12 protein-coding genes are annotated in these 12,159 nt (G+C 58.2%); all 12 read right to left on the bottom strand.

Annotation, left to right across the window (positions count from 1 at the left end):
* Positions 1 to 419: ATP-binding cassette domain-containing protein (locus JCM12296_RS27425; RefSeq protein ID WP_157067942.1), on the bottom strand; the 419-nt coding region annotated here is incomplete at its 3' end.
* Positions 416 to 1,267, bottom strand: coding sequence for an ABC transporter ATP-binding protein (locus JCM12296_RS27420; RefSeq protein ID WP_054699803.1), 852 nt, complete (start codon positions 1,265 to 1,267; stop codon positions 416 to 418). The genes JCM12296_RS27425 and JCM12296_RS27420, both read right to left, overlap by 4 nt.
* Position 1,268: 1 nt before the next feature.
* The gene (locus JCM12296_RS27415; RefSeq protein WP_246804957.1) at positions 1,269 to 2,846 is read right to left on the bottom strand and encodes an ABC transporter substrate-binding protein; all 1,578 of its coding nucleotides are present in this window, start codon (positions 2,844 to 2,846) and stop codon (positions 1,269 to 1,271) included.
* Between the two features lie 4 nt (positions 2,847 to 2,850).
* Positions 2,851 to 3,591, bottom strand: coding sequence for a class I SAM-dependent methyltransferase (locus tag JCM12296_RS27410; protein WP_054699801.1), 741 nt, complete (start codon positions 3,589 to 3,591; stop codon positions 2,851 to 2,853).
* A 103-nt stretch (positions 3,592 to 3,694) separates the two neighbouring features.
* Positions 3,695 to 5,986 carry a TonB-dependent receptor gene (locus tag JCM12296_RS27405; RefSeq protein ID WP_054699799.1) on the bottom strand — a complete coding sequence of 764 codons (2,292 nt, stop codon included), beginning with the start codon at positions 5,984 to 5,986 and terminating at the stop codon, positions 3,695 to 3,697.
* Between the two features lie 361 nt (positions 5,987 to 6,347).
* Entirely contained in the window at positions 6,348 to 6,731 is a 384-nt protein-coding gene (locus JCM12296_RS27400; RefSeq protein ID WP_157067941.1) for a hypothetical protein, read from the bottom strand.
* Positions 6,732 to 6,751: 20 nt separating this feature from the next.
* Complete coding sequence (locus JCM12296_RS39010; RefSeq protein ID WP_157067940.1) at positions 6,752 to 6,931, bottom strand: hypothetical protein; 180 nt, start codon at positions 6,929 to 6,931, stop codon at positions 6,752 to 6,754.
* Complete coding sequence (locus tag JCM12296_RS27395; RefSeq protein ID WP_157067939.1) at positions 6,861 to 8,060, bottom strand: hypothetical protein; 1,200 nt, start codon at positions 8,058 to 8,060, stop codon at positions 6,861 to 6,863. Before JCM12296_RS27395 ends, JCM12296_RS39010 begins: the two co-directional genes overlap by 71 nt.
* Before the next feature lie 43 nt (positions 8,061 to 8,103).
* Positions 8,104 to 8,496, bottom strand: coding sequence for a DUF4198 domain-containing protein (locus tag JCM12296_RS48245; RefSeq protein ID WP_281492174.1), 393 nt, complete (start codon positions 8,494 to 8,496; stop codon positions 8,104 to 8,106).
* Positions 8,497 to 8,501: 5 nt separating this feature from the next.
* On the bottom strand, positions 8,502 to 8,843 hold the full coding sequence (locus JCM12296_RS48240) for a DUF4198 domain-containing protein (protein WP_054699791.1): 342 nt from the start codon (positions 8,841 to 8,843) through the stop codon (positions 8,502 to 8,504).
* 66 nt (positions 8,844 to 8,909) lie between these two features.
* On the bottom strand, positions 8,910 to 10,892 hold the full coding sequence (locus JCM12296_RS27380; protein ID WP_054699790.1) for a TonB-dependent receptor plug domain-containing protein: 1,983 nt from the start codon (positions 10,890 to 10,892) through the stop codon (positions 8,910 to 8,912).
* Positions 10,893 to 11,342: 450 nt separating this feature from the next.
* Positions 11,343 to 12,002: a class I SAM-dependent methyltransferase gene (locus JCM12296_RS27375; protein WP_054699789.1), complete on the bottom strand. Its 660-nt coding sequence runs from the start codon at positions 12,000 to 12,002 to the stop codon at positions 11,343 to 11,345.
* Between the last annotated feature and the right edge of the window lie 157 nt (positions 12,003 to 12,159).

Here is a 12,159-nt window from a genome sequence, read left to right as displayed (position 1 = left end):
GGCCCGGACCGCTTCCCGCCGTCCGGTTTGCCACAGCCTTGCGCCAAGGGCTCTTCAATGGATTGCTGCAGCGTCAGGTGCGGGTTGAGCGATGCCGCCGGGGATTGGAAGACCATCTGGCAGTCGGCACGCAGGGATTTGTGGGCCGTATCGTTGCTCTGCTTGATGGTCGATCCGTTGATGGTCGGCCCGTTATAGGTGATCCGTCCCCGGTGAAAGGGATGCAGGCCGAGAATCGCACTGGCCAGGGTGGTTTTTCCCGATCCGCTCTCTCCCAACAGGCAGAAGGTATCATCGGCATGGATATCAAGGTCGAGGCCATGGATCGCCTGAATGAAACGGCGGCGGAAAATACCCGCCTCACGGTCGGCAAAGCGAACCGAGAGGTCGCGGATGCGTAAGAAGGGCATGGGGGTCATGAACGCCCCACCCCAGTCGGGCCCCCAGGCCCGGCGGTACTGGAAACCAGCCGCCGGGTGTAGGCATGGGCCGGACGATCGAAGATATCGTCTACGGCGCCCGTCTCCACGATACGGCCTTGGTGCATCACCGCCACCCGATCACAGATCTCGGCGGCGACGAAGAGATCGTGGGTGATCAGGATCACGCCGGTGCGGCGGGTCTTTTTCAAACGGGTGATGGCATCCAGGGTCTGCAGACAGACCGTCGGGTCCAGCGCGGAGGTGACCTCATCGAGGATCAGCACGGCCGGCGAGGTGGAAAAGGCCATCACCAATTGGGCGCGCTGCAGCATGCCGCGGCTCCATTGATGCGGATACTGGCGGCAGCGCCGGCGGGCGTCGGCGATCCCCACGGACCGGAGCATGTCTTGGATAATCGGAAAAAATCGCTTGCGCGGCCGCCGTGCATTGTCCTGCCCCGAGGTCCAGACTTCCAGGAACTGGCTTTGCATTTTGAAAACCGGATCCATGGCCCGTTCCGGGTGCTGCAGCACCAGGGTGATTGCCCGGCCGCGCAAGTCTTCCATCTCCCGCTGGGTCCGGGTGCACAGCTCGTTTCCGTCCAGCAAAATGGACCCCGCGCCGATCCTGGCCGGCGACTCCAAGCGCACCAGCGACCGCGCCAGAAGGCTTTTACCCGAACCCGATTCGCCCACCAGGCCGAGAATTTCGCCCGGCCGCAACGTCAGGTGGATATCCCGCAGGACGTCCTGGGTGCCGGCGGTCCCGCCGAAGCCGACCGTCAGGCCGTCCACCCGCAGAATCGGCGCGGCTGCCGGAAAGATCGATGAAGACCGGGCAGGCACCCTAGCGCCGCCCCAGTTCCGGGGTGACGATATACTTCTCCGCCGGATGAATACGGTAGTTCTCCACATAGTCATATACCGCGGAAACCATGGATTTGTGGAAAAGCACGATCACCGGAAGCTCATCAAAAATGATTTGCTGGATACGGTCGTAAATGGCTTTACGCGCCTTCACGTCCATGGTGGTCTTGCCCTTTTGGGCCAAGTCGTCCAGCTCGCGGCTGGCGTAGCCCATCACATTGGAACCGGCGCCGCGGGTAAAAATGCTGGTGATGAAGAAGTCGGGATCGCCTTGGGGAGCCGTGTTCCACATCTGCAGGTTGAGATGCACGTCGCCCCGCTGCATGGCCAGGTTGATCGGCGAGGCCCGGCGCGTGATCTTGAGCCGGCTGGCGATTCCGCAGGCGGCCAGTTGCGCCTGCACCAGCTCCAGCGTCGGCTTCAGCGACGGTCGCGAATCGTAGGTCCACATGTTCAGGGAGAGCGGCCGGCCGTTGATTTCGACCACCCCGTCGCCGTCGGTGTCCCGGGCGCCGGCTTCTTCCAACAACTGCGCGGCCTTGGCCGGATCATGGGGACAGGGTATCAGGTCCGGATCGCTCCAGGGCAGGACTCGCGGAAAAATCGAGCCGGCGGGCGTTCCCCCGATGCCGGCCAGCACGGTCTCCACGATCTGCCGGCGATCGATGGCATAGTTGATCGCCCGGCGGATGCGCCCGTCGGCCAAAGGGCCGTCATTCACCCTGACGAAAAAGAAACACAACCGGTTGGAGGGATGGGAAACGATGTTGACATGCTCGCGGGCCATGATTCGCCTGGCATCGCTCTCCGGAAAACTGGCGGCCACGTCCACCTGCCCGGCTTCAAAGGCCAGCATGCGGGTGGCGGGATTCTGGATGATCTTGAGATGGACCCGTTCGAGCCGGGCAGGCGCCCCCCAGTAGCCGGAAAACCGGGACATGATCATCTCTTCCTTGGGGACGACCCGTTGCAGGACGAACGGACCGGTGCCCTGAATATGATCGGCATCGCCGTGCGGACTCAGAATCGCCGTGTCCGGAGAGGCCAGCGCGCTTAAAAACGCGGCGTTGGGCCGATGGGTCTTGAACCGCAGGGTCCGGTCGTCGACCACCGTGAGGGTATCGATATCGAGCATCTGCTGGACCCGCTTGTTGAACACGGCGCTCTTGTCGTCGATCAAACGCATGATCGACCATTTGACGGCAGCGGCGTCCATGGATGTGCGGTCATGAAAGAGAACCGGGGCGTTGAGTTCGATCTCCCAGGTCAGGGGATCGATGGGGCGGACCGATTTCGCCAGCCACGGTTTCAGGCCCATGTCGAGATCGAGCACGAAAAGGGTCTGCGTTACCCCGGCTTCACTGGTGTACCACCCGTTGGAGCCCCTGGCCGGATCCGGAACCGCGACGGAAGGCCCGAACGGCGTGGCAATCGCCAGCTCACCCGTGCCGGCGACGGTCCGTGCAGGAAAGGCGGTCAGTATCACCCCGATTCCCACCCACACGAACAGAACCCATGCTTTCCATCCGGTTTTCTCTACCCGGGTAAGGCGCACCACGAACTCAACGCGTCGCCGAGGCGATAAAAAACGGTGGGAAGCCATTTTTCACGGCCGTCGCCCCATAGGGGTGGACGCTCAAGCGGTCGGTATCGTAAGGGGTCACGGCCTGAAAACGGGCCGTCTGCAAAAGGTCTACGGCCGTATCGAGACTGACCCCCTCGTACAGGGGCAATCTTTTTTGAAGGCCCGCATAGGCACGGAAAAAATGCAGCGAAACCCGGCCGCCGTTACGCCCCCTGGATTTGACCATTTTGAAAAACAGGCGGTGGACGCGTTTCCAGGTGGTGTTCATCCAATAGCCGTCGGAAAGCATCAGACGACCGCCCGGTTTCAGCACCCGGCGCCACTCCATCAAAGCCTGGTGCGGCCGGGGAAGGGTCCAGAGAAGATTGCGTGAAACAATCACATCAAAGGTTCGGTCGGCAAAATCCAGGGCTTCGGCATCGCCGGTTGAAAATTCGATTTGCAGCCGCTGATCGGCCGCATGCTTCCGGGCCTCGGCAATCATCGCCGCCGAGATATCGATGGCGGTAACGTCGAATCCGGCGCGCGCCAGATAAACGGCCAACTGCCCGGTGCCGGTACCGATATCCAGAGCGCGCTTGCCCGGCGCCCCCTTGACCATCTGGTGAACGATGATTTGCCATTGATCGGCGATGGCCGCGGATTTGTCCGCATCGACGCCATAGCTCGAACTGCGCCAGTCCCAGTAGTTTCTTATGGATGTCTTTATTTTGTTCATTTGTCCCAGTCTGCAGTAAGCGCTATAAATCGATCCGGCTGCGGCGGTTCAGGAATCCCGATATGCCGCAACCGGACCGGGGGGGAGGTAAGATTGTCGACGATTAGAAATGCACACTGAGCGTTCCCAGATAGAAGCGCCCCGCCGCCCGGTAATACTCATAGTACTTCTCGTCGAAAAGGTTCTCGACGGAGAGGGAAAGAGAGACGTTTTTCTGAGGACGAACGGTGATCTTGGCATCCACCAGGTTGTATTCGTCGTCGTTTTTGTATGAGTCGCTCGCGTATTTGTCGTAGTCGTCGTCGTAGCGGCTGTCACAATAACGATAGCTGATGCTTGCATCCACATAGCGGCCGAAATAGCCGATCCAGGCGCTCAACATGTCCGTGGGCACCTCATCCACTTCCCAGCCCTCTTCGGATTCATCTTCCAGGCTTGTATACTCGGACCAGTGATGGGTGTAGAACAGGCCGGCTTTCATGTTATAGGGCAAAAGCGCTTCAATCGAGATTTCGATGCCGTTGACCTCGGCTTCGTCAGCGTTGATGCGTTGTTTCTCGGTCACCTGGGTGCCATCATCCAGATAGTACGACCGTGTTTTATTATAAATCATATCCTCGAAATCGTTCTCGAAATAGGTGGCCTTCAGTCGCAGTTGCTTCTCCCAGAGCTCCCATTCCGTTCCCACTTCCCATGACGTATTGGTCGTGGGCCCCAGGTCCGGGTTGGCCATGCCGATGGTTATGTCGCCTCCGGAATCCACACGATAATAGTTCGCCGTCCGGTAGTAGAGTGAGGGTGCCTCGAAGGATTTCCCATAGGAGGCCCGGATAATGCCGTTTTCCATCAGGCGGTAGACCAGGGATAGTTTGGGGCTGAACTGACCGTCATCCACGTCGTCATATTCCAGGCGGGTGCCATCCTCGTTGGCGTAATCCGCGTCCGTTCCCCACCAGTGGTCGTACCGGCCGCCGGCGTAAAGGGTCAAAACCTTGATGGGCGTGTACTCCACCTGGAGGAACGTACCCAGGGTGAGGTTTTTACCGGAGGTTTCCTCGTAGGTCGATGTGCGGCTGTCCTCGTCATAGGCGTCGGAAAGGCGATCATCGGTAACCGTGGCCTCTTCGCGAACGCCCTGCACGCCGACGGTCACCAGGCACCGGTCATCCATGGCATGCAAGGTGGCGGACAGGTCAGCCTGGGTCAGGGAATTGCTCTCCTCCTTGTAGCGGCTGCTGCTGATGAGATGATTATCGGTCTCCTTGTCGTAATACGCCAGCAGTCCAACGATATCCACCGCGTCGGGGACCGAATGGTTGAAACTGAGGGTATGTACAAAGGATTTCTTCTCGGTTGGATCCGAAGCGAAAAGCGAGTCTTTCAGGGTAAGGCCGTAGGTGTCGTTTCCATCCTGGAGATAGACATCGCCGTCGTAAAGGGTGGTACCGGAACTGTTCTTGAGGTAGCTCTTGCCATCCTCCCAACCGTACTCGAACTTGCTCATGTTGAAGCTGTACCACAGCCGGGTATCCTCGCTGAAATCATAACCGGTTTTCACGAACAGGCCGTAATCCTCGTACCAGTTGTCGCCCTGGTCACCGATCAAATAGCGCGTTTTGCCGGTCTGCGGATCGATATTCTTCGTCCAGCCGGTCACCACCGGCGTGTCCGGATCAAGCGTTCCGGTCGCCGGCCGGCTAAATGTTTGGTAGGACGGCGTGGTCACATACCCGTCCGTGGTACGTGACTTGAAGCTGGCCGAGTAGAAAAAACGGTCGCCCAAGGCCTTTGCGATTCCGGACGGGCTGTCGCCTTCCGCAACCCGCCCAAAGGGCCGGTCGCCGATGCGGAAGCTGTAATAGCGGGTATTCCAGTCGCCGAAGGAGGCCGAGGCGTCGATCGTCAATGTATCGGGAATCTTCGTAATATAGTTGATCACACCGGTTTGGGCGAGGGTGCCGTAAAGGGCCGAAAACGGCCCGCGAACCACGTCGATCCGCGCCACATCCGGCATGGGGATCGCCGCCGTGTCGGAGTAATACCCGTAGTCGTACCAGTTGACGCCGTCCACCATCACCAGCGCCCGGTGACCACGGATCACCGGCCGTGCCCAATAGTCCGCCAGCCCGCCCCGGTACTGCCGCGGCCAGATGCCTTCGGTCAGGGATAACGCCTTGAACGGATGGGCCGAATTGAAGGCATCGATCTCATCCGTTGTGATCACCGAGACACTTGCCGGTGAATCCAGCGGTGCTTTGGGCGTTTTGGTCGCCATGACGGTGATGGGATCCAGCCGGATGAAATCCCCGGATTCAGTACTGCTGTACGTTTCGGCCCAAGCCATCCTTGGTCCGGCCAACAGCATCAGTACCCACAACCACAACCATACCTCCATTTTTTCATCCCGACGTCTCCTTTTCCCGTTTCCATCCATGGGCAAGCCGTACTCAATTTGACGAATAGCGATCCGTGGCCGAATTGACGTTTGCGGGGGGTTGTTTCAGGCGATGCAAAAACAAAAACCACGCGTCCGTCTTCCCCTGGGGGAATCGAAACCTTCGTGGTTTGGGTTCACCGATCTGTTGGCAACAAAGCGGCGGATATCTTAATTGTAGGCTTTGGTTGTATGCTTTGATGGACCGAATCGAAAAAGCGACAGCTTCAGCTGTGCGTCATCGGATGGCAATACTTGCAGAGAAATCAGAAGTCAAGATTTTTTGTTAATTCCTCAGGCATCCCTGCCCGCAGCATCACCATTAAGGTGGGTTGGCGCCCATGGCCATCAGGCGGTAGATGTCCATCTGCGCCGCATCATCATGGAACGCCGGTTCCAGTAGGCAATCGCGTGCCGCCAGACGCCATGTGGGTTCGGCGAATATGGAATCGCGTTTGACGACACAGTAATCCACCCCCAACCCGCGCAGGCGATGGATCGATTCAGGCGCGGGGAATTCGGCCATGGACAGTTTCAAATCGAGAAAGGCGCCTGGAAAATAGCCGGAGTAGCCATTGACCATTTTGCGCCCATGAAAGGTCTGCCAGTACATCCATTCGGTTTCCTGTTGGTAGCCGGCCACGTCGGGCCTGAAGGGAAAGGGAATACAAACGATAACGCTGTCGACGGGCGTATGGGTCGCCAACCAGTCGACCCAGCTCCGGTTTAAGGCATCATCCGGCACCGGGTAAAGGGCCTGCGCAGCGGCCGGATCTCCATCACCGCCATCACGCCGACGAAGACGGTCGCGGCGATGGCCAGACGGCGCAACCCTTTAAGGTGAATGTGCCGGCGGACGGCAGCCAACGCCCCGTGCAGGCCCAGCATGGCCAGCAGCACCACCATCAGGTGCACCAGAACGGCGAACCGAAAGACGTTGCGGGCCTGGCCGAAGCCGGGCAGATGCGCGACCAGGAACATGTAGGGCTGCCAGCCGGCAACGCGCAGCCACGGCCCCAGGGACAGGGCGAAGGCCGTTGACAGCATGGATAGACAAAAGAGCGTCCACCGCCGCCGGCGGCGCGACATCAGGCCGAACACCAGGCCGACAGCGACAGCCCCATTTAAGATAGCCCGGACAAAGTCTGTAACCGGCGTAAGCCGCCGTATCGGCAGTCTCCAACACTCCGACCCCGTGGGGCCATGGCGAAACGAGATAGTCCGGGACCATGGCCGAGAATTGCGCCAGGTATCGCTGCGTGTGGGGCGGCCGGCTATCGCTTGCTGTCCGCGTCTGAATTTTTGCAAAGGGCAGGCAGATCAACACGCCCACCAGCATGCCGGGCAAAAGGGCTGACCACATGCGCCATCGGCGCATGCGACGGCCCAGCAGCCAGCCCGCGGAAAGCGTCAACGGCAGCACCAGAAACAGGCCGTAATAGGCACACATGAGAAAGGTGACGGCCAATGCCACGCCGATCCGTATCCCGCCCATCGGGGCGGGCCGGAGACTGAACCGGTAAAGCGCCGCCACCGTCCAGAGGATGCCGAAGACCGGAACCAGTTGCAGCACCCCCAGCCAGGAATGGATCAGGGGCAGCAGTGTCACCATGGCCCCGCCGATCCAGGGAACCGGCCGGTAAAGATGAAGCCGGCGCAGCAGGCAATGGGTGGCCCAGCCGTTAAACCACAGGCTCAGGATCAGCAAAACATTGTAGGCCAGGATGCGGCTGCCGGTGATCCAAATGACAGGTGCGGCAACGACACTGAGGGGCATGGGTTCCGAAAAGGAAAAAGCGCCCTTTTGGGGATGAAATATGGGCGCATCCCAGTAGTCGCCATACCCGGCGGCGGCGCGGTCCGCGTTCCACCACACGGTCCACACGTTGAACAAGGGAACCGTGGCGGCGGATTCCATCCCCATGGGCAAACGGCTGGCCGGCGACATCGCCAGCGGCCAGGTGGCGGCAAGGGCCAAAAGGAGAAAAACGGCCGGCGCCACCAGGGGGCGTGCCAGCCGTTTCAAGATCCGCATGGGCGGCCGGTCCGGCCGCCCGTCAGGTTTGTGATTTGCTTCCCTATTGGATTTCAAAGGTGCAATCTGCAAGGAAACTTTCCGTGTCACACATTTCCGGGTCGGAATAGGGCAATTTATGGCTTACCTTGATGAGCCATGCCCCGGGGGCGAGAATACGGACTTTTCCCATGCCGTCCTTGTCCGTGCTGGCCGCGTAGGCAAAAACGCCATTCTCCGTGGAGAATCCACCGTAAGTCGCCAGGAAATCGGTCTTGAAGGGCTTGCCCTTGAACAGCACCTTGATGGGCAGGTAATCGCCGGGACGCAGGTCCGCCGGATTGGCCAGGGGCACGATTTCCAGGTCATGGCCCACAACGGCATCCACCTTGCCGCCGGCATCGCCGACATTGGCGATGGCCTTCATGTATGAATGGGACAAAAAGGAGGCGAGCACGTTTTTCAATCCCTTTTTCGGCTGGTGTTTATACCTTCGGTGGTTTTGGTAACAAAGCCGCTCTTCCGTTTTGCCGCGATAATATAGCCACCCTCTTTTGTCAATGTGCTGGGAGATGAAAGTTCAATTCCGGCAAGGTCCTTGGCGTCCATTTTCTCGGTACCGCCGGGGCCAATGATAAGCACTTCTTCCAACTCATCCCCTTTCATGAAACCGGACAGGGGAAATCTGTGCCCATAGCCAATCACCCATTTTAAAGAGCTGCCCGGTGCGATGGCACCGTCCTCCAAAAGAAGCCAGGGAAAGTGCGCCTGAACCTGAGGGGTGGCGAAGATACAGATTGCCAAGCAGCCAGGACGATCATCCAGATGTGATTGCGACGTGTTTTCATGATTTATTGTCTCCTTGTTTGTTTAGAAATCCATGTCCATACCGAGCGTGAAGGTCCTACCGGTGCGGGTGTAGCGATCGTCTCCATGGTCGGAGTCGAAAATGTTGTCCACTTCCAGCGTGATTTTGGCCATTTTGGTTAAGCGTTTGAATATCTTGCCGTCCACAAGCACATGAGCTTCCTGGACACGCGTGTTGTCGGTATCCGTGTACTGGTCGGACACGTATGACAGTGTTCCGCTGACGCCCAGTCCCCAGGGGATGTATTCGTAGGCCGGGGATATGCTGAACGAATGGTCGGGGGTGTAGGTCAGGTCATTGCCCGTGGATTCGTCTTCCGAATCGGTGAAGGCGTAGCCGGCCGCGAGGGAAAAGCTTTCGGTGGGGTAAAACTGCGCCGTGAGCTCCACACCCTGGACCGTGGCCTCATCCACGTTTTCATAAATGTAAAGGGGAGCGCCCTCGTAGGTCTGACCGGTGGTATCCGTGACCACCATGTCACTTATTTCGTTGCGATAAAAGGTAAGGTTGACCATCCCCTTGTTGTTCAAAAACCACTGCTCGATACCCGCCGAGTAGCCGATGGACTCTTCCGGCTCCAGGTCCGGGTTGGACGCGACCCAGAACGGGGAGTGCCAATAGGGCACATCGTAATACAACTGGCGGATGGTCGGGGATTTGAAGGACTTGCCCACCGAGGCGCGCAGGGAGGTGTTTTCCAGCAGATGATACATCACGTTCAATTTGGGATTGAAGGAATTGCCGAAGGTGGAGTGATGGTCCCAACGGAGGCCGGGAACCAGCACCAGTTTGTTGAACAGGGTCCACTCATCCTGCAGGTATACGCTGAAGGTATCCACGTCCTCTTTAACGGTGGTCCGGGTTCTCACGGTCACGCCGTTGACGGTCGCGGTGTTGTTCATGTAGTAGTCGATGGTCTGACGCTGAAATTCACTTCCCAGGGTGAGTACATGGCTGACCCCCGTATCCCAGGTATACTGGAACTCGCCCTGGTCAAAACCGATTTCGCCATCCCGGCTGGAGGTGGAAAACTCGTCACGGTAGTGGTAGCCCTTGAACATGAGCTTTTGGTTTTCCGAGAAATCGAAATCCAGGCCGGCGGCGATACGGTAGCTGTCTTCCGAGGTGACATAGGACGTCGTTCTTTCAAATTCGCTGATCTCCCCTTTGACCCAGGCGCTTACCATATCACTGAAAACAACGTCGAATTTACCCATGGCGGAGTCGCGGTTATTGTCATAGGGATCATTGCTGGTACCTTCGGAGTCCTCATGGTCATAATCGAACAAAAACCCCATGCGGTCGTTGATTTTGTTGCCGGCATAGGCATAGGCGTTGCGGGTGTTGCGGTATTTCCCATAATCCGAAGGGGTAACCTCCGCATCGGTATAATAGTTGATGCTCTTCGAGACCTTGTACCAGCCGTATTTCACGCCGGCGCCCATGGTGGCTTTTTGGGGAATCTTGCGGGTGATGATGTTGATCACGCCGGCCATGGCGTCACTGCCGTACAGCACCGAGGAGGGCCCCTTGATCACTTCGATCCGCTCGATCATGGAAACGGGAATCTGGTTCAATCCCACGGCGTACTCCCCGTGCGCGCCGCTTTGGCTGCTGCCATGCATCCGCTGACCGTCGATGAGGATCAGGCCATAGCCGTTGTTGAAACTAAGACCCCGCAGCCGGGCACGGGAAGAGGAGCCCCCGAAAATGTCGTCGTTGCCCGACACGGACATGCCGGGAATGGTTTTAACGATGTCGGTTACGGTCTGGGCATTGCTCTTCTCGATATCCTCACGGGTAATCAGGGTGGTCTCCACCGGTGCATCCTTGATCGCATGGGCGGTACGCGTGCCGGTCACCACGATTTCGTCGAGCTTGGTGACCGGTTTGGCCTCTTCGGCCCACCCCCCACTGGGTATCAAGATGAATAACATCGTCAGAAGCAATCCAATTCTTTTCCCGTGCATGATGCAAGTTTTCATCTCTTCTTCCTCTCCTCCTCTTTCTCCAAAAGTTTCGGCCAAAAGTTTCGGGCAGATAGACGCAACAGTCGTCCTCTCTTGAGATACTGTCAGAACGCAGCAACTTATGGGCGCAATGAATCAACTCACAGCAGGGTGTGATAGATGGAGATAAAACGGTTTATCTTTCCTTCAGAAAAGGATCGTCACGGGAGGGCCGGGATGGTTGTTGAGGATGTCGCCTCAACAAAAAAAGCCACAAGGGCCACTCCGATCAAGCGGAGATCACAGCCTTCATGGCATCGTCGGATAGAAAAAGGATGATCTGTTTTCACGAACGGTTCTGCACTGTTCCATGCAGTTTGTTGGGACCGTCCTATATCGCACTTCTCCATTTGTGTCAATAGAATTTTTTAAATCGGGGTCGTTGGTGAACTTCTCTTTTTGTATCAATCGTGTTTTGATTTTTGTTCAGGGCCATTTCAACGTTGCGGCCAGCAGATAGCCTAGCGCGTCATCGTGCCAATGCTCGACGGCCAATCCATACGCGCCGCACCATCGCCGCATCGTTTCCCCAGGCGGCATCAGGTCATTGGCCACGGCCGTTCCGGCCTTGCGGTGTACATCGTTGATCTCGGCAAGGGGGATGAAATGCGAAATGACCAGCCGACCACCGGGTTTCAGCATGCGGGCGAGAATTTCAAGGGCCCCGACCCGATCGGCAAAATGAGGAAACACCTGATGGCAGATCACCAGATCGAATATTCCCAGTCGATCGGATAGCGCCTCGACGGCGCCCAGCCTGAGATCCACGTTGGCAAAACGAAACAGCCGGCTGCGGGCCGCGGCGACCATGCCCGGACTGATATCCATGGCCACCACCCGGCCATGGAAACCGACGCCTTCAGCCAGTACTTCCGTAAGCCGTCCCGTTCCGCAGCCGGGTTCCAGCAGACGCAATCCGGTGAGCGGGCCGGTAACGGTGAGCAGTCGTTCGAGCTTCTCCGCTTCGGCCGTGCCGTACGCCTGCATGGCCCAATCGGCCTCAACCTGGGCATCAAAAAAAGCGGCTTTGTCCGGATACGGATCGTCCCGGTGGTTTGGCTCAGAATTTACCGTCTTGGGTTCCATGGTCGGATCCTTTTCTTCCCACGATTCTTAGGTTGCCGGAAATCAATATTTCTTCCATCCTGCTTGTCTTTGTGCCCGGCTACCACGTTGCCGCCATCGGCACATATTCCCGATATGCACCGGTGGCGGCGCCTTGTAGACGACCCCAAATCCGGCG

This window comes from Desulfosarcina cetonica JCM 12296, from assembly GCF_001311845.1.
Taxonomy (GTDB): domain Bacteria; phylum Desulfobacterota; class Desulfobacteria; order Desulfobacterales; family Desulfosarcinaceae; genus Desulfosarcina; species Desulfosarcina cetonica.
The sequence above is the reverse complement of the archived record's forward strand: the minus strand, read 5'-3'. Positions and strand labels throughout refer to the sequence as shown.

Bases quoted from the DNA above. Each gene is read 5' to 3' on its own strand.
- JCM12296_RS27410 (WP_054699801.1), bottom strand. From the start codon at position 3,591: ATGAACAAAATAAAGACATCCATAAGAAACTACTGGGACTGGCGCAGT.
- JCM12296_RS27405 (WP_054699799.1), bottom strand. From the start codon at position 5,986: ATGGAGGTATGGTTGTGGTTGTGGGTACTGATGCTGTTGGCCGGACCA.
- JCM12296_RS39010 (WP_157067940.1), bottom strand. From the start codon at position 6,931: ATGGTGGTGCTGCTGGCCATGCTGGGCCTGCACGGGGCGTTGGCTGCC.
- JCM12296_RS27395 (WP_157067939.1), bottom strand. From the start codon at position 8,060: ATGCGGATCTTGAAACGGCTGGCACGCCCCCTGGTGGCGCCGGCCGTT.
- JCM12296_RS27380 (WP_054699790.1), bottom strand. From the start codon at position 10,892: ATGAAAACTTGCATCATGCACGGGAAAAGAATTGGATTGCTTCTGACG.
- JCM12296_RS27375 (WP_054699789.1), bottom strand. From the start codon at position 12,002: ATGGAACCCAAGACGGTAAATTCTGAGCCAAACCACCGGGACGATCCG.